Source organism: Xanthomonas arboricola, assembly GCF_002940665.1.
Lineage (GTDB): Bacteria > Pseudomonadota > Gammaproteobacteria > Xanthomonadales > Xanthomonadaceae > Xanthomonas > Xanthomonas arboricola_B.
On sequence record NZ_MIGY01000002.1, the window covers coordinates 201985 to 225281 of the forward strand.

Consider the following 23297-nt stretch of genomic DNA (forward strand, 5'->3'; position numbering starts at 1 on the left):
CGTGCGGGGTCGCAGCATGCTGCTGATCCCGCACGCCGTCGGCGCCGGTCCGCTTGGGCCGGTTGCCGATCACGCGCGTGGCGTTGTCCATGCATTGCGCTACGCCGCGTGCGTCCGCTTGCAGCGGTACGTTGCGTTCCAGCACCTGGCATTGCATCGCGCTGCGTCGCATCGCATGGTGGTGCCGCTATGTCGCTGAAGATCAACGAGCTCTGCGTCAACTGCGATGTCTGCGAGCCGGCGTGCCCGAACCAGGCCATCTCGATGGGCGAAACCATCTACGTGATCGACCCGGCACGTTGCACCGAGTGCGTGGGCCATTTCGACGAAGCGCAATGCGTGGTGGTGTGCCCGGTCGAATGCATCGACCCGGACCCGGCGATACCGGAAACCCACGATCAACTGCTCGCCAAGCTCATGCAGCTGCAGCGCGACCACCCCGAACTGTACGAACAGGAGCCTCCCGCCCCGTGAGCATCTTTTCCCGACGTGTTTCTTCGCGCGGCCTGTTGCTGCTGGCTCTGGTGCTGGCACCGCCGGCCTGGGCTGCCGATGGCGCCAAGCCTGCAGCATCGACGACCTCGCCGATGGCGGAGCATCCGCCCGGTGCGGCGATTGCCAGCGGTCATGCACTGGCCACCGACGCCGGCCTGCAGATCCTGCGCGAGGGCGGCAATGCGTTCGATGCGGCGATCGCGGTGTCGTCCACGCTGGCGGTGGTCGAGCCGATCAGCTCGGGGCTGGGTGGTGGCGGCTTCTTCCTGCTGCACGATGCCAAGACCGGCAAGGACGTGATGCTGGACGCGCGCGAGACCGCGCCCGAGTCGGCCAGCGAGGCGCAATTTCTCGACAAGCAGGGCGCACTGGACCGCGACCGCTCGGTCAACGGCCCCTGGTCGGCCGGTATTCCCGGGCTGCCTGCAGCGCTGGTGGAACTTGCCACCAGGCACGGCCGGCTGCCGCTGAAGCAGTCGCTGGCGCCGTCGATCCGCATCGCCACCGAAGGCTTCCCGGTGTACGCGCGCATGGCCAAGGGCTACGCCTCGCGGCGCGAGGTGATGGAGCGTTACCCCGGCACGCGCCAGGTGTATCTGCGCGGCGGCAAGCCGATTGCCGAAGGCGATATCTTCAAGCAGCCAGAGCTGGCGCATACCCTGCAGCTGCTCGGCGACAAGGGCTTCGATGGCTTCTACAAGGGCGAAACCGCCAAGAAGCTGCTGGCCGGCGTCAAGCAGGCCGGCGGGCAGTGGAAGGCCGCCGAGCTGTCCGGGTACCGGGTCAAGCAGCGCACGCCGATCCAGTTCGACTACCGCGGCTGGAAGATCACCACCGCGCCGCCGCCATCCTCCGGCGGGATCGCACTTGCCGCCATGCTGCAGATCCTGGAAGGCTGGGAGCTGGACACGCTCGACGATGCGCACCGCACCCATCTGGTGGTGGAAGCGATGCGCCGCGCCTACCGCGACCGCACCTTCTTCCTGGGCGACCCGGACTTTGTCGCCGTGCCGCAGCGCGTGTTGACCAGCAAGGATTACGCGCAAGGCCTGCGCGCCACGATCAACCCGGACAAGGCCACCCCCAGCGACCTGCTGTCGGGCAATCCGACGCCGCTGGAAGACGACGAAACCACGCACTTTTCCATCATCGATGGCGAAGGCAATCGCGTCGGCGCCACCCAGACCGTCAACCTGCTGTACGGCTCGGGCCTGATCCCCAAGGGCACCGGCGTGCTGCTCAACGACGAGATGGACGACTTCGCGCTCAAGCCCGGCACGCCCAATGCCTTCGGCGTGATGGGCTACGCGGCCAACGCACCCAAGCCGGGCAAGCGCATGCTCAGCTCGATGACGCCGACCTTCATGGAATCGGCCGACAAGGTCGCGGTGATCGGCACCCCGGGCGGCAGCCGCATCATCACCATGGTGCTGCTCGGCATCCTGGGCTACGACGCCGGCCTGGACGCGCAGCAGGTCAGCGCCTTGCCGCGCTATCACCACCAGTGGCTGCCGGACGTGATCGAGGCCGAGAGCAACGCGTTCTCGCCGCAGACCGCCACGGCGCTGCAGGCGATGGGCCATGCGCTCAAGCTGCCGGGCGACACCGCCGAGGGCGGCCGCGGTTCCAGTCACGTCTGGGGCAACCTGCAGACGGTGGAATGGGACAAGCGCAGCAACGTGCTCACCGGCGGCAGCGACCCACGCAACCCGGTGGGCAAGGCGCAGGTGCAGCTGGAGGCTGCGGCGCGCTGACGGCTGATTGATCGAGATGTACCTGTCCTCGTAGGCGAGGGCAGGCATCGCCGGATGGCAGCGGGTGTTGCCCGTTGCATCTGCCGCGCCGTGCCAGGGCAGGGCCTGTGCGATGACGCGGTTGGCCGCAGGTGCTCGCCACCATCGATGCAGGCATGCGACCGCAGCGATGCATTTCCACGCGGTTGCCTATGCCCGGATTGGGCTTGTCGCCCTGCGCCAATGCAGCGACCATCGCGGCATGAACATTTTCCAGACTCTGCTCACCGGCATGGTGATCGCATCGCCCATCGCCGCCTGCGCCGCCGACACCACCGGCGACCAGACCGTAGCGGCAACGGGCGCTGCCATCCACGTCAATCAGCTCGGTTATCTGCCCGGCTCTGCCAAGCTTGCGGTGCTCGGATTGCCGCAAGATGCGGCGCCGGCTGCGGACCGTTTCACGGTCGAGGATGCGCAGGGCCGCCAAGTGCTGGAGGGCCGGCTGCGGGCTGCTGCGCTGTGGACGCCGGCCGGCCAGCAGGCGCGGGTGGCGGATTTTTCCAGCCTGCGCGCGGGTACCTACCGGTTGAAGATCGACGGGCAGCCGGCGTCCGATCCGTTCCCAATCGCGGCCAGCGCGTATCGGCCCTTGCTGGACGCATCGCTCAAGGCGTTCTATTTCAATCGCGCCAGCACTGCGCTGCCGGCGCAGTTCGCCGGGCCGTATGCGCGCGCGGCCGGGCATCCGGATACGCAGGTGCGTATCCATCCGTCGGCGGCATCGGCCACGCGCCCGGCCGACAGCGTGATCAGTGCGCCCAAGGGCTGGTACGACGCCGGCGACTACAACAAGTACGTCGTCAATTCCGGCATCAGCACCTACACCTTGCTGGCCGCCTACGCGCAGTACCCGGCGCTGTTCAAGGCGCAGGCCCTGACCATCCCCGACGACGCGCCCGGCGTGCCCGGCATCCTGCAGGAGACCTGGTGGAATCTGGAATGGATGCTGGCCATGCAGGACCCGGCCGATGGCGGCGTGTACCACAAGCTCACCGACAAGCAGTTCGATGGACTGGTGATGCCCGCGCAGGCCACGCAACAACGCTATGTGGTGATGAAGGCCACCGCCGCCACGCTGGATTTCGCTGCGGTGATGGCGGCAGCCAGCCGTGCCTACGCGCCGTTCGACAAGCAGTATCCGGGCGCATCGGCGCGCATGTTGAACGCCGCGCGCAATGCCTGGGCGTGGGCGCAGCAACACCCGGATGTGATCTATCGCCAGCCCGACGACGTGCGTACCGGCGGCTACGACGACGCGCAGGTGGACGATGAATTTGCCTGGGCTGCGGCCGAGCTGTATGTGAGCACGCGCGAGGACGGCTTCTATGACGCAATGATCGCGCGCAACGTACCGGCCAGCGTGCCGGGCTGGAGCAACGTCGGCGGCCTGGCCTGGATGTCGTTGGCCGAACATCGCGACCGGCTCACCCCGCATGCCGATCGCGCACGCATTGCCCGTGAGATCACCGGCCTGGCGCAGCGTCTTGCCGATGAGTGGCAGTCCTCGCCATGGCGTCTGGCGATGAGCGACACCGACTTCGTGTGGGGAAGCAACGCGGTGGTACTCAACCGCGCGATGATGCTGATGCAGGGTTATCGGCTGACCCGGCAGCGGCCGTATCTGGATGCCGCGCAGTCGCAGCTGGACTACATCCTGGGGCGCAATCCGTTGGGCTTGTCGTTCGTCACCGGCGTCGGGCTGCGCAGCCCGATGCAGATCCACCATCGCCCCTCCGAGGCCGACGGCATCGACGCCCCGGTGCCGGGCTGGCTGGCCGGTGGTCCGCAACCGGGCCAGCAGGACGCCAGGGACTGCAAGGTGGCATATCCCTCCAAGCTTCCGGCGCTGTCGTATCTGGACAACACCTGCAGCTACGCCAGCAACGAGGTGGCCATCAACTGGAACGCGCCGCTGGTGTATGTGAGTGCGGCGATCCAGGCGTCGACGCGCTGAGGCGAGCTTCAGTGCGATGACGCGAGTTCCTTCTCCCACCGGGAGAAGGTGGCTCGTAGCGCCGGATGAGGGTGCGCCTCCGGGGAGCTACCAATGCCGGCAATGACAAACGCGTCGCCACGCGCCGTCAGAAGTGACTCACCGACTGCTTCGCTCGACGGACCTTCACCCCAATCCCCACTGCGCGCCCCCGGCCCGCGCTTGCGGCGCGGGCGCTTCAAGGCACGCGCGCCAATGGCGCGCAAGCGGAGTCTTCTCGCCCTGCAGGCAGAGGGGCTTCAAGCCTCCGCAGCTCACTCCACCCGCGTTCCGAAGATCCGGTCGCCTGCATCGCCCAGGCCGGGCAGGATGTAGCCCTTGTCGTTGAGGTGGTCGTCGATCGCGGCGGTGTAGACCTCCACGTCCGGATGCACGGCTTCCAATGCCTTGAGCCCCTCCGGTGCAGCGACCAGGAAGATGCCCTTGATCCGCCGCGCGCCGGCGCGCTTGAGCATGTCGATGGTGGCGATCAGCGTGCCGCCGGTGGCCAGCATCGGGTCCAGGATCAGTGCATCGCGCTCTTCCAGGCGGCCGGTGAGGCGTTCGAAGTAGGGCACCGGCTGCAGGGTTTCTTCGTCGCGCTGCAGCCCGACCACGCTCACGCGCGCGGCCGGGATCAGCGCCAGCACGCCGGGCAACATGCCCAACCCTGCGCGCAGGATCGGTACCAGTGTGATTTTCGCGCCGGCAATCCGCTGCACGGTCACCGGGCCGGCCCAGCCAGGTTGCACGTGCGATTCGGTGTCCAAATTGGCGGTGGCCTCGTAGGCCAGCAGCGTGCCCAGCTCGGTGACCAGTTCGCGGAAGCCCTTGGTGCTCAAGGCGGCATCGCGCAGCAGACCGATCTTGTGCTGGACGAGGGGGTGACGCACTTCGACGATTTTCATGGGCAGCGACAGGCGGGAGAGACCCACAGTGTGCCGCAGCCCGCGGCAGCGTCGCCACACATTGCGCGTGATCGCGCTTGCATATGTCATGTCAGTGAAACGTCGTAGACATAGTGTGCCCACCCATTCTTAACCGATTGGGGAAGCACCCGTGTTGAACAAGACTCCGCTGTGCCTGGCGATCACGCTAACGTTGGCGGCGGCTACGTGGAGCCCGCTTGCGCAGGCGGCCGAGGGTGCGGCGGCTGCAACCGGTGCGTCCGGCGCGGCAGCCGTCGATCTGGAGCGCCTGGAAGTGCGCCCGCAGGTGGAATCGCAGGTGCGCGCAGTCGATCTCAAGCGTGGCTCCGATGCGATCCAGGATGCGGTGGCCTCCGACGCGCTGGGCCGCTACCCCGACAAGAATGTTGCAGAATCCTTGCAGCGCCTGCCCGGCGTCAGCGTCACCCGCGATCAGGGCGAAGGCCGCTTCGTGGTGATCCGCGGCCTGGACTCGGCGCTCAACAGCGTCACCATCGACGGCATGACCATGGGCACGCCGGAAGACGGCACGCGCTCTGCGCCGCTGGACGTGATTCCGTCCGACTCCACCGAGCGCCTGAAAGTGGTCAAGTCGCCGACCCCGGACATGCCGGGCGATTCCATCGGCGGTGCGATCCAGGTCGAGTCCACCTCCGCGTTCGATCGCGACGGCCGCACGCTGCGCGGCTCGATCGAAGGCAGCCACCAGGCGTTGTCGGGCAAGACCAGCCCGAAGGGCGCGTTCAATTACAGCGATATCTTCGGCGGCACGGTTGGTGTGGCGGTGGGGGTGAACTACCAGGACCGCGAATTCGAGTCCGACAATACCGAAGTGGCCTACGACAGCTTCGACGGCGGCGCGGCCGACGATCTGTTCGCCGGCGAGGTGCAGCGCCGCAAGTACTTCATCGAGCGCACCCGCATGGGCGCCAACCTCAATCTGGACTGGCGCCCGGACGCGGACAACCGCTATTACCTGCGCACGCTGTACAGCCGCTTCGACGATGCCGAAACGCGCCAGCGCACCATCTTCGGCCTGGCCGATGGGCAGGTCAGCGCCAATGGCGACGGCACCTACGATGTGGCCGATCTGCCGGCCGATTCGATCTCCAAGCGCGTGCGCTATCGCACCAAGAAGGAGGACACCATGGCCTTGAGCGTGGGCGGTGAAAACCGTCTGAGCGCGGCCACGGTGGACTACAAGCTGGGCTACACCAAAACCACCGAGCGCGTGAACGATGAAATGGAAGCGCGCTTCAACTATGACGGCGACGATCTGTCGGCCACGGTCGATCAGAACAGCGGCATCCCGCGCCTGGGGTTCTCCGACAACGGCTGGCAGCGCAACGACGACTTCGTGTTCGACCGCTTCGTGCTTGCGCCCAAGCGGGTCGACGACAGCGAGCGCAGCGCGCAGATCAACGTGCGCTTCGATGGCGAGCATTCCAGCCTGAAGATGGGTGTGCTCGGCCGCTGGCGCGAGCGCGATGTCAATGTGGACGAAAGCGAGCTGCGTCGCGGCCCGGCGATCGATCTGAGCGACTGGACCACCGCCGCACCGGAACACCGCGGCGGCACCCTGGGCGAAAGCATCGGCTCGGACGGCATGCGCCGTTACTGGAACACCTCCGGCACGCTGTACAGCGCACGTCCGCAGGATGTCGGCGGCAACCTGCAGACCTCGCTGCAGGACGACTACAGGGCCACCGAAGACGTGTTCGCCACCTATGCGATGGGCACCTGGGACATCGGCGCACTGCGCGCCATTGCCGGTGTGCGCGTGGAAAACACCCAGTTCGACGCCACCGGCAACCAGGTCGACGTGGCCGAAAACGGCCGCACCGCCACGGTGACGCCGCGCGAAGCCTCCAGCAGCTATACCAATGTGCTGCCTGGCCTGCATCTGCGCTACGACACCGGCAACGACTGGGTACTGCGGTTTGCCGCCAACAAGACCTTGTCGCGTCCTGCGTTCGGCGATGTCTCCCCGCGCGTGAGCATCAATCGTGGCGACAACGAGGTGAACGTCGGCAACCCCGATCTCGATCCGTATCGCTCCACCAACCTGGACCTGTCGTTCGAAAAATACATCGGCAATACCGGCCTGATCTCGCTGGGCGTGTTCGACAAGTCGATCGACGACTACATCGTGCAGACCATCAGCACCAACGATGCCGAGTTCCCCGACCTGCAGGTCACGCGCTCGATCAACGGCGACACCGCCAAGGTGCGTGGCGCCGAATTCAACTGGCAGCAGGCGTTGGACTTCCTGCCCGACGGCTGGAACGGCCTGCTGGTCGGCGCCAGCGCCACCGTGCTGGACAGCGACTTCGATCCCGGCCTGAGCGATCGCGCCGGCGAGGACTTCACCTTGCCGCGCTCGTCCAAGCGCATCTACAGCGGCCACCTGGGCTACGAAAAATACGGCTTCAGTGCACGGGTTGCGGCGGTGTACCGCAGCCAATACCTGGACACCATCGGCGAAAGCCGCGCGTACGATATCTATGTCGCCCCGCACACCCAGCTGGATTTCAGCATGAACTACCAATTCAACAGCCACGTCAGCCTGTATCTGGAAGCGCAGAACCTGCTGGACGAACCGCTGGAGCTGTACCAGGGCGTGCCCTCGCGCACACTGCAGAACGAGGAATACGGCCGCACCTATGCGCTCGGCCTGAAGGTGGCGCTGTGATCGCATCGCGCACGCGGCTCCACACAACGTTACTCCACACCACGCTGCTTGCCACCGCGCTGGCGCTGACTGCCTGCGCCAGCGCACCGGTCGATCGCGAAGCCGACGAAGCATTGCTGAAAGACCCCTTGCTCAGCGAGGCCGAGGTGGCGCACGAAGTGGTGCCGGAAGCCTTCATCACCGCGCTGACCCCGGCCGACAATCTGGATTCGCCGGCCAGCTGGAGTGCGCACGATGGCGGCCGCTGGTTGATCGCCACCGCCAAGGCCACGCATGCGCTGGTGGTGTTCGATGGCGATAGCGGCAAGCGCCTGCGCGTGGTCGGCGGCAAGGGCAAGGCGCTGGGCAAGCTGGATCGCCCGAACGGGATTTCGGTGGTCGATGATCTGGCGTTCGTGGTCGAGCGCGACAATCGTCGCGTGCAGGTGTTCTCGCTGCCCGACTTCAAGCCGCTGACCAGCTTCGGCCAGGACGAACTGCGCGAGCCCTACGGCCTGTGGGTGCGCAAGCACGACGGCGGCTACGAGGTGGTGGTCAGCGACAACTACATGTCGCCGGCCAACAAGGATGTGCCGCCGCCGCTGGCCGAACTCGGTCAACGCTTTCGTCGCTATCAGTTGAGCGCTGCGGGGCAGGGCTGGCAGGCGCGGCTGACGCAGAGCTTCGGCGATACCAGCGACGCGGGCGCGGTGCGGATCGCCGAGTCGGTGTTCGGCGATGAAGCCCATGCGCGCCTGATGATTGCCGAAGAAGATGTCGCCGTGGGCACGCAGTTGCGCGAGTACGGCATGGACGGACGCTATCGCGGCCGCAATGTCGGCAGCGGTTTGTTCAAGGCGCAGGCCGAAGGCATGACGCTGTTTGCGTGCAAGGACGGTAGCGGTTACTGGATCGCCACCGATCAGTTCAAGGACCGTAGCGTGTTCCAGGTGTTCGATCGCCAGAGCCTGGCGCATGTCGGCGCCTTCGCTGGCCGGATGACCGCCAATACCGACGGCGTGTGGCTGGATCAACGCGGCGACGCGCGCTTCCCGGGCGGGGTGTTCTACGCATTGCACGACGACCAGGCGGTGGCGGCATTCGACTGGCGCGATATCGCGCGCACGCTGCGCCTGAAAGAGTGCGCGCCATGAGCGCGGCACGTGCGGCGCTGTCTGCAGCGCTGTTGCTGGTGGCGGTGGCGGGCACCCAATCGTTTGCCGCCGAGCGGGCCGCCGAACCGAATACGCAGGTGCCGGCGGGCTCCAGCCACTATGTTGCCGATGGCTTTCCGGACCGCATCGTCGCCACGCCCGCGCAGGCGGCGGCGACCGGTTTCGCGGTGGCCTGGCGTACCGATGCCAGCGTCGACCAGCCGTGGCTGGAACTGGTGGTCGCCGGCGACTCGCCCGACGTGGGTACGCCACGGCGTATCCGCGCCAGCACCGCCACGCTGGCCAGCGAAAACGGCAGCTCGCATTACCACCGCGCCGATATCGACGAGCTGAGGCCGGACACGCTGTACGCCTACCGCGTGCAGGGCAACCGCACCTGGGGTGCGTGGAATCATTTCCGCACCGCCGCCAGCCCCGACACGCCGCTGACGCTGCTGTACTTCGGCGACACCCAGAACAAGAACCTCAGCCTGGTTTCGCGGGTGATCCGCCAGGCCTGGCGCTCGGCACCGGATGCGCGACTGGCCCTGTTCGCCGGCGACCTGGTCAGCGGCAAGGACGGCCAGGACGACAACGAATGGGCCGAGTGGTTCGAAGCCGGGCGCTGGTTGCTGGAAGGCACCGCAGTGGCGCCGGCGCCGGGCAATCACGAGTACCACGAAGAAGGCGAGGACAGCCCGCAGGCCACGCGCACGCTCGGCAACCATTGGCCAGTGACCTTCGCCCTGCCGCACAACGGGCCGTCGGCTGCGGCGCGCACCAGCTACTGGTTCGACTATCAGGGCGTGCGCATCGCCGTGCTGGACGGCACCTCGGTGCTGGATCTGGGTACCGGCCCGGCACAGGCGCAGTGGCTGGACAAGGTGCTGGCCGACAACCCGCATCCGTGGTCGATCGTGCTGATCCACCAGCCGTTCTTTTCCCCGCGCGCCGATCGCGAGAACCAGAAGCTGGTCGAGCAGGTGCTGCCGGTGATCCGCCGCCACAAGGTCGATCTGGTGCTGCAGGGCCACGACCACACCTACGGCCGGCGCGGCGATGCGGCAGGGCAGGCGACGCCGGTGTTCGTGGTTTCGGTGGCCGGGCCCAAGCAGTACCGGCTCTCGGACATGGCGCGCAAGAGCATGCGTCCGGTTGGCGAAGACACCCAGCTCTACCAGGTGCTTCGCATCGACAACCGGAAGTTGCGTTACGAGTCGCGCACCGCCACCGGACGTCTCTACGATGCGTTCGAGCTGGAGCGCGGAAGCGATGGCGGCAAGCGGCTGGTGGAGCAGCAAGCCGGACGCATCGCACCGCGCGATTGCCCGCGCAGCGCAACCCTGAAGGGACGCGCAGACCGGTGTTGGGAATGAGGGGAGGTGACAGAAGCGACGTCGTTGGCGGGGCCAACCGTGCCGGATGACGCCACTGTGAGCGAGCTTCGGTTCTGCAGTGATTCTGCAAATCGACGGCAGGCGTAACCATTTAAAGTTGTGAATTACGTCACACTAATAATGGGACTACTGTTGTGGCTGACCGGAGCTCCATCCGGGTAGCCGGCTTCGCTGCGGTGCTTCGGTGGAGGTCTGGTTTCCCCCCAGCCCTGAGAAGCCCCCATGATTCCCCACGTGTTCCATCTCACTGCGCCGACCAAGCACCTGCTTTGGGAAGAGCGCAAGATCCAGGCCCGTCTGCAGCGGCTATTGCAGGGCTGGACCTGCCATGTCTGGGACGACGCCGACAACTCCGCACTGATGCGTCGCGCGTTCCCGGAATTCGCCGACCGCTACGAGGCGATACGCTTCGGTGTGATGAAGGCCGACATCGCCCGCTGCGCCTACATGCACAGCTACGGCGGTTTCTACTTCGACACCGACTACAAGCTGCTGCGTCCGCTTGGCGCGGACGTACTGGCACAGCAATGCGTACTGCCGATCGAAGAAGGCGCGCCCGGCAACGAGCAGTTCAAGATCGGCAACGCCGTGTTCGGCTCGGAGGCGGGACATCCGTTCTGGCGCGCGTTCATCGAGCACATCTTCACCGCGCATGCGCCTGAGAGGCTGGAAGACCATCGGCAGATTCCGATGATCTCCGGCCCGCGCGGCTTGACGCGCTTCTACAACGCGCACGCCGGCGAGTTTGCCGGCATCGTGTTCCCGGCGCGCGATGCGTTCCATCCGGATCGCACCTGGTTTGGCCTCGGCCACCGTGGCGGTACCGTCGCGGTGGGCTCGCATCTGTGCTGGGCGTCCTGGCGCGGCAAGTCGCCACGCCGGGCCGTGACCAATTACCTGCGGCGCAAGCTGAGCGCCGTGCCGATCTGACCGGGCCCGGGCACCGCGCCGCCGCGCGTGACGCCAAGGGCGCGCGGTGAGCTTCTGGGGCGTTCGCGCGCCTGTCCTAGGCGCGCAAGTAGTGCCTGCGCCGCCTTGACGTCAAGCGGCTCACAAAACCACGGCGCTCACCGACCGGTGGGCGCGGCCGGCGCTCGGAATCGGCGTGTACCGCTCGAACACCGAAGTTGCCGCGTGCCGTCCGCGCCCACCTGAGGGCTCGCCACGTCCTGTTGGTGGCTCTCAGGCTGCCTCGGCCTGGGCCTGGCGCGGACCTTCCTTCAGCGCACGCGCAATCAACCCGACCAGCAGATCCAGCTCGTCTTCGTCCATCGCAAAGTGCGGGGTGAAGCGCAGCGAATTCTCGCCGCCATGGATTACGTTGACGCCGCGATGGCGCAGCCACTCTTCGGTGGAACCGGCGCCATAGCACTTGAACTGCGGCGCCAGCTCGCAGGAGAACAGCAAGCCGGTGCCCTGCACCTTGGTGATCAAGCCACCCAGCTCGGACTGCAGTGCCTGCAGCTTGGCGATCGCCTGCGCGCCGCGGGCGCGGATGTTCTCGCGCACCTGCAGGGTGAACAACGCCAGCGTGGCGCAGGCGACATCCAGCGCACGCGGATTGGTGGTCATGGTGTTGCCATAGGTGCCCTTGCGGTATACCTGCGCGGCGTGTTCGGTCACCGCCAGCACCGACAGCGGGTACTGCGCGGCGTTGAGCGCCTTGGAATAGGTCTCCAGGTCGGGTGGGTCGAGCTGCTCGAAGCCGGGGTAGTCCACCACCGACAGCACGCCGTGCGCGCGCAGGCCGGCCTGGATCGAATCCACCAGCAGCAGGCTGCCGTGCAGGCGGGTCAGTTCGCGCGCCGCGGCGTAGAACGCGGCCGGCAATGCGCGGCCCGGGTCGCCTTCGCCCATCACCGGCTCCAGAAACACCGCCTCGATGAACCAGTGATTGCGCGCGGCCTCGTCGAAGGCGCGCTGCAGCGCCGCCACGTCGTACGGCGCGATCGCGATCACCGAGTCTTCGTCGCGGTAGCTGGCCAGGTACTTGGTGTAGGTCTTGCGGCTGGAATCGGAATACAGGCCGGGTCGGTCGGTACGGCCATGGAAGCTGCCCTTGACCACCACGCGCTTGATGCCGGCACCGGCATGGCGCGCGCCCGGGTCGGTGTGCAGCTTGGCATTGGTGTCGACGATGCGCGCGGCCAGGCCGACCGCCTCGGAACCGGAGTTGAGACACATGAAACGTGCGAACGGACAGCCGCCGCGGGTCTGGCCGATCTCCGCACGCAGGGCGCGGTCGAGCCGGCGTTGCGCCAGGCTGGGCGTCATCACGTTGGCCATCACCTGCGGACGCGCCATCGCCTGCAGCACCGGCGCAGGCGTGTGGCCGAAGCCGAGCATGCCGTAGCCGCCAGCGTCGTACAGCACCGCGCCCTTGAGCGTGATCACCCAGGGGCCGCGCGCAGCCAGCGCCACGTACGGGGTCACCGCATCGTCGGCGTAGAAGTTGATGAAGCCGTCTTGCACCGCGCCGATCTGTGCGTCTTCGTCCAGGTCCAGCAGGTCGGCGGCCTCCGCGCGCACCAGCGCGTACTCGGCGGCCGCCGCGTCGATGGCGTGTGCGAGATCCGGGTGGTTGGCGGCCAGACGCGCGATGCTGGCATCGTCCAGGCCATCGGTCAGGCGGCGGCCGGCATGGGCACGCAGCGGGGCGAGCGGGGCGAGGACGGACATGGCGCATCTCCTGCAAGGTGGCGTTCCCTTCCTATTATCGGCATGAGATCGGCGTTTGGCAGCGTGAATCCGGGCAGGAAGTCGGGTATTTTCGTCGAATCGACGAACCAATTGGGCAAAAGTGAAAATCACCCCCTCAGACGAACGCCTGCTGTCGCTGCTGCGCGAGGACGCGCGCGCCTCCACCGCGCAGATCGCGCGCCGGCTCGGGCTGTCGCGTACCACCGTGCAGAGCCGGATCGAAAAGCTCGAACGCGACGGCGTGATCAGCGGCTACACCGTGCGCACCCACGACGCCTACGAACAGGGCCGCATCCGCGCGCACATCCTGATCACCGTGCTGCCCAAGAAGATGCCGGCCGTGGTCAAGGCGCTGCGCGACATCCCGCAGGTGCGCCTGCTGCATTCGGTCAGCGGCGCCTACGACCTGATCGCCCTGGGCGTGGTCGGCGGCGTCAACGAGATGGACGTACTCACCGACGCCATCGGCGCGATCGACGGCGTGGAGCGCACGACGACGTCGATCATTTTGTCAACGAAGTTTGAGCGGTGAAGGAATCGGGAATCGGGAATCGGGAGAGCTTGATTCGATGACCGCAGCCCTTACTGCGCAAAGCGGCCCGCTTTTACGATTCCCGATTCTCCAATCCCCGCCGCAGTTACAATGCCCGGCTCCTCAGCCAACATATCCTGCGGCCTTGAAGAAGTCCGATTTCCACTATTCGCTGCCCGACGAGCTGATCGCCCAGGCGCCGTTGGCCGAGCGCGCTGCCAGCCGCTTGCTGGTGGTGCCGCCGTCGCCGCAGGCGCTGGTCGACCGGCAGGTGCGGGATCTGCCCGAGCTGCTGCAGCCGGGCGATCTGCTGATCTTCAACAATACCCGGGTGATCCCGGCGCGGCTGTTCGGGCAGAAGGCCAGTGGCGGGCGGGTGGAAATCCTGATCGAGCGCCTGCTCGGCGAGCGCCAGGCGCGGGTGCAGATCGGCGCCAGCAAGTCGCCCAAGGCCGGCAGCCTGATCGCGCTGGATGCCGGCGGCCAGGCCGAGGTGCTGGGCCGCGACGGCGAGTTCTATCTGCTGCGCTTCGACATTCCCACGCCGCTGGAGCACTGGCTGCTGGAAGCCGGGCGCCTGCCGCTGCCGCCGTACATCCGCCGTGAGCCGGGAGTGGAAGACCGCGAGCGCTACCAGACCGTGTTCGCGCGTGAAGTCGGCGCGGTGGCCGCCCCCACCGCCGGGTTGCATTTTGACGAGGCGCTGCTGGCACGGTTGCGCGCGCGCGGGGTGGAGTTCGGCCATGTCACCCTGCATGTGGGCGCCGGCACCTTCCAGCCGGTACGCGTGGATGCGCTCGATCAGCATGTGATGCATACCGAATGGCTCAATGTCGGCGCCGCGCTGGTCGAGCAGGTGCGCCGCACCCGCGCGCGCGGCGGCCGGGTGATTGCGGTGGGAACCACGGTGGTGCGCTCGCTGGAAAGTGCCTGGCGCACCACCGATGCCGCGCCCGAGGGCGAACTGCTGCCGTTTGCCGGCGAAACCCAGATCTTCATCCTGCCCGGCTACCGCATCCGCAGCGTCGATGCGATGGTCACCAACTTCCACCTGCCCGAAAGCACGCTGCTGATGATGGTCTCCGCCTTCGCCGGCCGCGAGCGCATCTTCGCCGCCTATCAGCACGCCATCGAACAGCGCTATCGCTTCTTTTCGTACGGCGATGCGATGCTGCTGTGGGGCAGGGAATCGGGAATCGGGAATGGGGAATCGTAGGGCGGCATCCGCCGAACGATCAGCCACCTGCCAACCGCTCGTCCGATTCCCAAATCCCGAATCCCCAATCCCGGCCCTTCAATGTCCCGACTCCAGTTCCAGCTCCAAGCCACCGACGGCCATGCCCGCCGTGGGCGTCTGACCTTTCCGCGTGGCACCGTCGAGACGCCGGCGTTCATGCCGGTGGGCACCTATGGCTCGGTCAAGGGCATCCTGCCCGAGCAGATCCGCGCGCTGGGTGCGGAGATCATCCTGGGCAATACCTTCCACCTGTATCTGCGCCCGGGCCTGGATGTGATTGGCGATCACGGCGGGTTGCACGGGTTTGCGCGCTGGGACGGGCCGATCCTCACCGATTCGGGCGGGTTCCAGGTGTTTTCGCTGGCGCATCGCCGCAAGATCACCGAGCAGGGCGTGACCTTCGCCTCGCCCACCGATGGTGCGCGGGTGTTCCTGGGCCCGGAAGAGAGCATGCAGATCCAGAAGGTGCTCGATTCGGACATCGTAATGATCTTCGACGAATGCACGCCGTACCCGGCCACCGAAGAGGTGGCGCGGCGCTCGATGGAGCTGAGCCTGCGCTGGGCGCAACGCTCGCGGCAGGCGCATGACGGGCTGGGCAACGACGCGGCGCTGTTCGGCATCGTGCAGGGCGGGGTGCATCCGGACCTGCGCAGCCGCTCGCTGGACGGGCTGCAGGGCATCGGGTTCGACGGCTACGCCATCGGCGGGCTGGCGGTAGGCGAGCCGGAGCATGAGCGCAACGCGATGCTGGAACACCTGCATCCGCGCCTGCCGGCCGAGCGCCCGCGCTACCTGATGGGCGTGGGCCGGCCGGAGGATCTGGTCGAAGGCGTGGCACGTGGCGTGGACATGTTCGACTGCGTGATGCCGACCCGCAACGCGCGCAACGGGCATTACTTCACCTCCTTCGGCACCGTGCGCATCCGCAACGCCAAGTACGAGCGCGACCTGGACACCATCGAGCCGGGCTGCGGCTGCCATGCCTGCAGCAGCGGCTACACGCGCTCCTACCTGCGCCACCTGGACCGCTGCAACGAGATGCTGGCGCCGATGCTGGGCACCCTGCACAACCTCTGGTACTACGAGAAATTGATGGCCGACCTGCGTGCGGCGATCGCCTCGGGAACCTTTGCGCAGTTCCGGCGGTCCTTCTATGCGGCACGTGGCGCCAGCACGCCGCCGTTGCCAGGGGAAACCAGCTGAGACCGGCCGTCCGCGCCCTTGCGCGGACGGTTTGGAACCTGCATGGCATAATTCCCGGCTGTTCCGCTCCGGCGGTACCTGAATAGCGAGCGGCCGGTTGGCGCGCTGGCACCCAAACTAGGATGCACTGAATGAATCTGCTCGATTTCCTGATCCCCGTCGCCCAGGCGCAGGCCACTGGCGGCGCGCCGGCGCCCGGCCCGATGGGAGGCCTGTCCACCTTCGCGCTGCCGATCATCCTGATCGCGGTCATGTACTTCCTGATGATCCGCCCGCAGATGAAGCGCCAGAAGGAGCACAAGTCGCTGCTGGACAAGCTGGCGCGCGGCGACGAAGTCATCACCTCCGGCGGCGTGGCGGGCGTGATCACCGAGATCGGCGACAACTTCATCACCGTGGAAGTGGCCGACAACGTGCGTATCCGCGTGCAGAAGAGCGCCGTGGGCCACGTGCTGCCCAAGGGCACGCTGAAGTCTGCCAACTAAGTGGCAACCAACCGCTGCGCTCACTGTCAGGTGGGCGCAGTCGGTGCCGCGAACCGGCGCTGACCGCGCCGCTCCGCGCGCACCGCCGCATCCACCTGACGACCGCTGGCGACATTGTGTTGGCCGCTTGAAGTCGTTCTCACTGCTAGGCGCGTCGCCGGGATGGCGTCGCGCGGGACTGTCGCAATGCTCGAATTTCCTCGCTGGAAGTATTTCCTGATCCTGCTGGTGCTGGCGGTCAGCGCGTTGTACGCGCTGCCCAACATCTACCAGAAGGACCCGTCCGTGCAAATCACCGCCAGCCGCGGTGCCAAGCTCGACGACGCCTTGCGCAGCCGTATCGACGCCGACCTCAAGGCCGCCGGCATCACGCCGAAGGCCGTCACCCCGGAAGGCGACAGCCTGATGGTGCGCCTGCCCAACCTGCAGGCACAGACCCGCGCCAACGACGTGCTGCGCCAGCAACTGGGCGAGAACTACACGGTGGCGCTGAATCTGGCCTCGACCGTGCCGGACTGGCTTGCCAAGCTGGGCGGCCGGCCGATGGTGCTGGGCCTGGACCTGGTCGGCGGCGTGCACTTCGCCATGCAGGTGGATCAGAAGGCTGCGCTGGAAAAGCGCCTGGACGGCTTTGCCGAAGACATCCGCACCACCTTGCGCGACGGCCGTATCGCCTATCGCTCGGTCGAGCGCCGCGGCGACAACAGCATCCAGGTCAGCCTGAGCGAAGGCGCCAGCGTCGACGCCGCGCGTACCGCGCTGGCCAAGTCGCAGCCGACCCTGACCTACGAGGTCAGCGGCCAGAACATCGCGGTCAAGGTGCCGGAGGCCGAACTCAAGCAGATCGCCAGCGGCGCGATCGAGCAGAACCTCACCACCTTGCGCAACCGCGTCAACGCGCTGGGCGTGTCCGAACCGACCATCCAGCGCCAGGGCGAGGACCGCATCGTGGTCGAACTGCCCGGCCTGCAGGACACCGCCGAGGCCAAGCGCCTGATCGGCGCCACCGCCTCGCTGGAATTCCGCGCCGTGGTCGAAGGCAATGCCGAAGACGCGGTGCGCAGCGGCAGCATCCCGCCCGAAGCCAAGGTCTACCGCGTGCGCGACACCGGCGCGCCGGTGCTGCTCAACAAGCGCGCGCTGGTGACCGGCGACCAGATGGTCAGCGCCAGCGTCAGCACCGACCAGAACGGCATGCCGGCGGTGGCGGTGACGCTCAACAACGTCGCCGGCCAGCGCATGCTCGACTACACCAGCGCCAACGTCGGCAAGCTGATGTCGGTGGTCTACATCGAGCGCATTCCCACCGTCAGCATGGTCGACGGCAAGGAAGTGCGCAGCGTGCGGGTCAAGGAAGAGGCGCTGTCGCCGACCCGCATCGCCGGCGTGTTCGGCAAGAACTTCCAGACCACCGGCCTGGAGAAGGTGGAGGCCGAGAACCTGGCCAAGCTGCTGAAATCCGGTTCGCTGGCCGCACCGATGGATTTCGTCGAGGAGTACGTGATCGGCCCGAGCCTGGGCGCGGAGAACGTGGAGCGGGGCGTCACCGCGGTGATCTACTCGTTCCTGTTCACGCTGGTGTTCTTCACCGTCTACTACCGCGTGTTCGGCGCGATCACCTCGGTGGCGCTGCTGTTCAACCTGCTGATCGTGGTGGCGGTGATGTCGTTGTTCGGCGCCACCATGACGCTGCCGGGCTTTGCCGGTCTGGCGTTGTCGGTGGGCCTGTCGGTGGACGCCAACGTGCTGATCAACGAGCGTATCCGCGAAGAGCTGCGACTGGGCGTGCCGGCCAAATCGGCGATTGCCGCCGGTTATGAGAAGGCCGGCGGCACCATCCTGGACGCCAACCTCACCGGTCTGATCGTGGCGGTGGCCTTGTACGCGTTCGGTACCGGCCCGTTGAAGGGCTTCGCGCTGACCATGATGATCGGCATTTTCGCCTCGATGTTCACCGCGATCACCGTGTCGCGTGCGCTGGCAGTGCTGATCTACGGCCGCCGCAAGAAGCTCAAGACCGTCGCCATCTGAGATGCGAGTCCGGCCTTGCCCCTTGCAGCGCGCTGCCAGGGGCGGGGGATGAAACCCTTCGCAAGCGTTGCGCATCCTGACGGTGCGCAACGTCTAAACGGAAGATCTTTCCATGAAATTGTTCCCGCTCCATCTCATTCCCAACGACACCAAGATCGACTTCATGCGCCTGCGCAAGCCGGTGCTGATCCTGATGCTGGTGATCGCGGTGGCCTCGGTCGGCGTCATCGTCGGCAAGGGCTTCAACTACGCACTGGAATTCACCGGCGGCACGCTGGTGCAGACCTCGTTCCAGAAGACCGTGGACGTGGATCAGGTGCGCGAGCAACTGGCCAAGGCCGGCTTCGAGAACGCCCAGGTGCAGAACGCGCGCGGCGGCAACGAAGTGATGATCCGCCTGCAGGCGCGCGAGCAGCACAACAACCGCGACGATGCCGCAAGCAGCGTCGCCGAAGAAGTGCGCAAGGCGGTCAGCACCGCGCAGAACCCCGCCACCGTGCAGCCGGGCGAGTTCGTCGGCCCGCAGGTCGGCAAGGACCTGGCCTTGAACGGCGTGTACGCCACCGTGTTCATGCTGGTGGGCTTTCTGATCTACATCGCCTTCCGCTTCGAGTGGAAGTTCGCGGTGGTCGCCAGCCTGACCGCCCTGTTCGACCTGCTGGTCACCGTGGCCTTCGTGTCGCTGACCGGCCGCGAGTTCGACCTGACCGTGCTGGCCGGCCTGTTGTCGGTGATGGGCTTTGCGATCAACGACATCATCGTGGTGTTCGACCGCGTACGCGAAAATTTCCGCGCGTTGCGGGTGGAGCCGCTGGAAGTGCTGAACCGCTCGATCAACCAGACGCTGTCGCGCACGGTGATCACCGCGGTGATGTTCTTCCTGTCGGCGCTGGCCCTGTACATCTACGGCGGCGAGTCGATGGAAGGCCTGGCCGAGACGCACATGATCGGCGCGGTGATCGTGGTGATCTCATCAGTGATCGTGGCAGTGCCGATGCTGAGCATCGGGCCGTTTGCCGTCACCAAGCAGGATCTGCTGCCCAAGGCCAAGGACGTGGAGGCGCTGGCGCGTCGTCCCTGATCGCCCTCGATCTTCGATCACGACAAAACCGCGCAGTGCGCGGTTTTGTCGTTTTGGCGCATCGCGCAGGGCAGCGCAATAGCGTCGTAGGAGCGCGCCAGAGCGCGACCGGGCTTTATCGATAACGCCTCATCGCGCCCGGGTGCGCTCCTACCGGGTTGGGCGTAAATCCGCCGGACGCAGTCAGCCGATGCAATGCAATGCGTCGTAGGAGCGCGCCAGAGCGCGACCGGGCTTTATCGGGAATGCCTCATCGCGTTCGGGCGCGCTCCTACCGGGCCAGGTGAGTGCGCTGCACCGTCCTGCAACGCGCGCCCGGATCCTCGCGGACTCACAGATTCCAGTCGATCCGCATGCCTGCGATCAGCGCGTTCTTCAGATCGCTGGTGCGGGTGGGTTCGTTGAACTGGTCGGGGTTGATCACGTAATGCAGGTTCGGGGCGATGCGCAGGCGCTTGGTGACCTGGATGCCGTAGCTCAGCTCCATCATGATCTGGTTGTCGGCCGGGGTGCCGGTGCCGCCGGCCGAGGCGCGCGCCAGGCGCAGGTTTTCGATCGCCTCGTCGCTGTACTTCTGCTGGGTGATCACAAACGCAATGTTGTCCTGCGGGCGGCTGGCGAAGGTGCCTTTCTGCACCAGGCCCAGTTGCACGAAGTGGTCCTCGATCGCCTGGCCGCCGGTGCTCTTGAGGATGGCGCCGAACACGGTCAGGCCGCGGGCGCCGGACGGATCCGGGTTGGTGACCTGTTGTTCGAAACGCGCGAAGATGCCCGAGCGGCCCTGCTTGTTCTCGTAGCCCAAGCCGCTGAGCACTGCCGGGTTGCCGTTGCGGTCGCGCAGCGGGTCGGTGTAGTCGGAGTTGTCCTGCCAGCCGCCCAGTTCGTATATCGCAGCCATGCTGCCGTCGCCGCCCTTGTTCTTGTAGCCGACCGCGTAAGGCACCACCACGCCGGTGGTGTCGTCGGTGCTCCACTTCAGGCCGTGCTGGCCGTCCTGGGCCTGCACCGGGTTCACCTCGTAGGCGCCCACATGCACGTAGACCTTGGGCGTGACCCAGGCGGTGGCATGCGCGGCCCAACTGGACACCGGCCAGTAGGTGAAGTTGCTGGTGCGGAACACGAAGGTGGGATTGCCGCAGGCCGAGTTGCCCTGGAAGTACTGGCACAGGTCCGAGCCGAGGAAGTGGATGTTGGCCACGCTGCGGCCGGCTTCCAGTTCCAGGCGGTCGTCGAACAGTTTCTGCAGCAGGGTGAAGTTGGCCAGCCGGGTGCCCTGGCCGCCGTAGATTTCCTGCACCGAGGTGCTGTTGCCGATGCTGCTGTTGGCCAGGTTGGTGCCGTGGCGGTTGGTGACGTACAGCTTGACGGTGGCGCCGCCCCAGCCGAACAGGCGGTCCATGTCGACATCGGTGCCGACCATCAGCTGGCCGGCGTAGGCGTCGCCGTTCTTGCGGCCGCCATCGATCATCGAGGCGGCTTCGCCGGTGTAACCCAGCTTGAGCTTGAAGGCATCGGCGGCATCCTGCGCGTGGGCGAGCGGGGTCAGCGCCAGTGCCAGCGACAGGCACAGCAGGCGGGGACGGGCATGGCGGGGGGCGAGGACGGTCATGGCAGGACTCCGAACGAAGGAAGGCGTGGCCGGGTGGCGAACGCGACAGCTAGGGGATGGGCAAGCCGCCGGCGGCGCACGAAGGTGCGCAGCGCAGCGGTGAAACCAGTCAGGGGTGGAGAGGGGCGGCGATCAGGCGTGGCGCATGCGCGGGCGGCAAGCGCCAGTGGCGGGGTGGCCGAAGGTCAGGCGACCACGTCGGCCACCGGCTTCTTGAGCAGGCGCAGTGCCACCGCGGTGACCAGCACGCCGACCACCAGGGCCAGCACGTAATTCAGCAGGTGGGTCACCGCGTTGGGGATCAGCAGCACGAAGATGCCGCCGTGCGGTGCCTTCAACTCGGCACCGGCGGTCATCGAGATCGCACCGGCCACGGCCGAGCCGATCACCAGCGCCGGGATGGTGCGCAGCGGGTCGCGCGCGGCATACGGGATGGCGCCTTCGGTGACGAAGGCCAGCCCGAGCACGCCGGCGGCCGTGGCCGAGCCGCGCTCTTCCACGGTGAAACGGTTGCGGAACACCCAGGTGGCCAGCGCAATGCCCAGCGGCGGGGTCATGCCGGCGACCATGGCGGCCGCCATCGGGGTGTAGACCTGGCTGGCGATCAGGCCGGTGGAGAACGCGTAGGCGGCCTTGTTGACCGGCCCGCCCATGTCGAAGGCCATCATGCCGCCGAGCAACAGGCCCAGCAGCAGCGCGCTGCTGCCCTGCATGCCGCGCAGCCAGGCGGTGAGCCAGGCCAGCAGGTCGGCCACCGGCTGACCGAACACGTACATCATCGCCAGGCCGACCAGCAGCGTGCCCAGCACCGGCAGGATCAGCACCGGCTTGAGCCCTTCCAGGTTGCGCGGCAGGCGGATGTAGCGGTTGAGTGCGGCCACGCCGTAGCCGGCGATGAAGCCGGCGATGATCCCGCCGAGGAAGCCGGCATTGAGGTTGGCCGCGACCAGGCCGCCGATCATGCCGGGCGCGATACCGGGGCGGTCGGCGATGGAGTAGGCGATATAGCCGGCCAGCGCGGGCACCATCAGGGTGAAGCCGGCCTTGGCGCCGATCTGGAACAGCGACCAGGCCAGCGTGCCCTGGTGCGCATCGTCGCCGGCATAGATGCCGCCGAGTGCAAATGCCAGCGCGATCAACAAGCCGCCGGCGGTGACGAAGGGCAGCATGAACGACACGCCGGTCATCAGGTGCTTGTAGGCGCCGGTGCGACCGTTGCCGGTGTTTTCGGCCTTGGCGGCGCCTGCGACCGGCGCCGCGCCGCCGTGCACGCCGGCTTCGGCCAGCGCTTTCTGGATCAAGGCCGGGCCGTCGTTGATGGCCGGCTTGGTGCCGCTCTTGAACAGGCGCTTGCCGCCGAAGCGGGCCAGGTCGACTTCGCGATCGGCGGCGATCAACACCAGGTCGGCGTCGCGGATTTCCGCATCGGTCAGGGCGTCCTGCGCGCCGACCGAGCCCTGGGTTTCCACGCGGATCTGGTAGCCGAGTTTCTTCGCGGCCTGCTGCAGGCCTTCGGCGGCCATGAAGGTGTGCGCGATGCCGGTGGGGCAAGAGGTGATCGCAACGATGCGCTTGCTGCCGGCGCTGGCGCTGCCTGCGGCAGCCGATGCATTTGCGGCGGCCGGTGCGGCGAGCTGGCTCACCGCGGCGGCCGGGTCGTCCAGCACCGCACCCAAGCTCAGGCGCAGCAGCTGCGCGTCGCCGAAACGGGCGGTGTCGGCATCGGCGTCGCCGATCACCAGCACCTGGCCGGCGCCGCTGGCCAGTTCGCCCGGCAATGCGCCGAGCACGCCCTGGTCGCTGCGGATCTCGATCGTCACGCTGCGCCCGGCGGCGGTGGCCGCGCGGCGCAGCGCTTCGGCCGCCAGGACGGCTTCGGTGCTGCGGTCGCCAGCGGCGATGACCACGATGGAAGAGGACATGCAAATCTCCTGCGTTGTTCGGTCGCCGGCAAGTGCCGGCGGGATACGTGGTGTCTTGCGCAAAACACCGGCGCGCTGCG

Annotated in this window: 17 protein-coding genes; 13 read left to right on the forward strand and 4 right to left on the reverse strand. The window is 67.0% G+C overall.

Going from position 1 to position 23297, the window contains the following annotated elements; translation table 11 throughout:
• Nucleotides 1–189 precede the first annotated feature (189 nt).
• From XarjCFBP7645_RS07770 to XarjCFBP7645_RS07780, 3 genes are all read left to right on the forward strand, one after another.
• Entirely contained in the window at nt 190–474 is a 285-nt protein-coding gene (locus tag XarjCFBP7645_RS07770) for a YfhL family 4Fe-4S dicluster ferredoxin (RefSeq protein WP_003489796.1), read from the forward strand.
• Complete coding sequence (gene ggt / locus XarjCFBP7645_RS07775; RefSeq protein ID WP_104536992.1) at nt 471–2249, forward strand: gamma-glutamyltransferase; 1779 nt, start codon at nt 471–473, stop codon at nt 2247–2249. The genes XarjCFBP7645_RS07770 and ggt overlap by 4 nt, the downstream gene beginning before the upstream one ends.
• A 241-nt stretch (nt 2250–2490) precedes the next feature.
• The gene (locus tag XarjCFBP7645_RS07780; protein ID WP_104537857.1) at nt 2491–4245 is read left to right on the forward strand and encodes a glycoside hydrolase family 9 protein; all 1755 of its coding nucleotides are present in this window, start codon (nt 2491–2493) and stop codon (nt 4243–4245) included.
• Nucleotides 4246–4538: 293 nt separating this feature from the next.
• On the opposite strand, the gene upp is transcribed toward XarjCFBP7645_RS07780, so the two are convergent.
• The gene (gene upp, locus XarjCFBP7645_RS07785) at nt 4539–5171 is read right to left on the reverse strand and encodes a uracil phosphoribosyltransferase (RefSeq protein WP_024940024.1); all 633 of its coding nucleotides are present in this window, start codon (nt 5169–5171) and stop codon (nt 4539–4541) included.
• Between the two features lie 151 nt (nt 5172–5322).
• Between upp and XarjCFBP7645_RS07790 the strand changes: the two genes are divergently transcribed.
• The 4 genes from XarjCFBP7645_RS07790 (at nt 5323) to XarjCFBP7645_RS07805 (ending at nt 11344) form a co-directional block, all read left to right on the forward strand.
• Nucleotides 5323–7884, forward strand: coding sequence for a TonB-dependent receptor (locus tag XarjCFBP7645_RS07790; RefSeq protein ID WP_181126249.1), 2562 nt, complete (start codon nt 5323–5325; stop codon nt 7882–7884).
• Nucleotides 7881–9017: a phytase gene (locus tag XarjCFBP7645_RS07795; protein WP_104536994.1), complete on the forward strand. Its 1137-nt coding sequence runs from the start codon at nt 7881–7883 to the stop codon at nt 9015–9017. The genes XarjCFBP7645_RS07790 and XarjCFBP7645_RS07795 overlap by 4 nt, the downstream gene beginning before the upstream one ends.
• Nucleotides 9014–10393: a purple acid phosphatase family protein gene (locus XarjCFBP7645_RS07800; RefSeq protein WP_104536996.1), complete on the forward strand. Its 1380-nt coding sequence runs from the start codon at nt 9014–9016 to the stop codon at nt 10391–10393. Before XarjCFBP7645_RS07795 ends, XarjCFBP7645_RS07800 begins: the two co-directional genes overlap by 4 nt.
• Nucleotides 10394–10636: 243 nt before the next feature.
• Nucleotides 10637–11344, forward strand: a complete 708-nt coding sequence (locus XarjCFBP7645_RS07805; RefSeq protein ID WP_104536998.1) for a glycosyltransferase family 32 protein — start codon at nt 10637–10639, stop codon at nt 11342–11344.
• Between the two features lie 252 nt (nt 11345–11596).
• Here the strand turns inward: XarjCFBP7645_RS07805 and XarjCFBP7645_RS07815 are convergent, their stop codons facing one another.
• Complete coding sequence (locus tag XarjCFBP7645_RS07815; RefSeq protein WP_104537000.1) at nt 11597–13093, reverse strand: aminotransferase class III-fold pyridoxal phosphate-dependent enzyme; 1497 nt, start codon at nt 13091–13093, stop codon at nt 11597–11599.
• Nucleotides 13094–13214: 121 nt separating this feature from the next.
• On the opposite strand from XarjCFBP7645_RS07815, the gene XarjCFBP7645_RS07820 reads away from it, so the two are divergent.
• The 6 genes from XarjCFBP7645_RS07820 to secF all read left to right on the forward strand — a co-directional run bounded on the left by XarjCFBP7645_RS07820 (nt 13215) and on the right by secF (nt 19686).
• Complete coding sequence (locus XarjCFBP7645_RS07820; protein ID WP_016903291.1) at nt 13215–13646, forward strand: Lrp/AsnC family transcriptional regulator; 432 nt, start codon at nt 13215–13217, stop codon at nt 13644–13646.
• Nucleotides 13647–13791: 145 nt separating this feature from the next.
• Complete coding sequence (gene queA, locus XarjCFBP7645_RS07825; protein WP_104537002.1) at nt 13792–14862, forward strand: tRNA preQ1(34) S-adenosylmethionine ribosyltransferase-isomerase QueA; 1071 nt, start codon at nt 13792–13794, stop codon at nt 14860–14862.
• 81 nt (nt 14863–14943) lie between these two features.
• Entirely contained in the window at nt 14944–16089 is a 1146-nt protein-coding gene (gene tgt, locus XarjCFBP7645_RS07830) for a tRNA guanosine(34) transglycosylase Tgt (RefSeq protein WP_104537004.1), read from the forward strand.
• A 131-nt stretch (nt 16090–16220) separates the two neighbouring features.
• Nucleotides 16221–16574 (forward strand): preprotein translocase subunit YajC, encoded by a 354-nt coding sequence (gene yajC / locus XarjCFBP7645_RS07835; protein ID WP_104537006.1) that lies wholly within the window; start codon nt 16221–16223, stop codon nt 16572–16574.
• A gap of 186 nt (nt 16575–16760) precedes the next feature.
• A complete protein-coding gene (gene secD, locus XarjCFBP7645_RS07840; RefSeq protein ID WP_181126250.1) occupies nt 16761–18605 on the forward strand; it encodes a protein translocase subunit SecD in 1845 nt (614 codons plus the stop codon).
• A 112-nt stretch (nt 18606–18717) separates the two neighbouring features.
• Nucleotides 18718–19686, forward strand: a complete 969-nt coding sequence (secF, locus tag XarjCFBP7645_RS07845; RefSeq protein ID WP_104537010.1) for a protein translocase subunit SecF — start codon at nt 18718–18720, stop codon at nt 19684–19686.
• 331 nt (nt 19687–20017) lie between these two features.
• Here secF and XarjCFBP7645_RS07850 read toward each other — a convergent pair whose 3' ends face one another.
• Both XarjCFBP7645_RS07850 and XarjCFBP7645_RS07855 read right to left on the reverse strand, forming a co-directional pair.
• Entirely contained in the window at nt 20018–21295 is a 1278-nt protein-coding gene (locus tag XarjCFBP7645_RS07850) for a carbohydrate porin (RefSeq protein WP_166774591.1), read from the reverse strand.
• A 185-nt stretch (nt 21296–21480) separates the two neighbouring features.
• Complete coding sequence (locus XarjCFBP7645_RS07855) at nt 21481–23217, reverse strand: PTS fructose transporter subunit IIC (protein WP_104537012.1); 1737 nt, start codon at nt 23215–23217, stop codon at nt 21481–21483.
• Nucleotides 23218–23297: the final 80 nt, after the last annotated feature.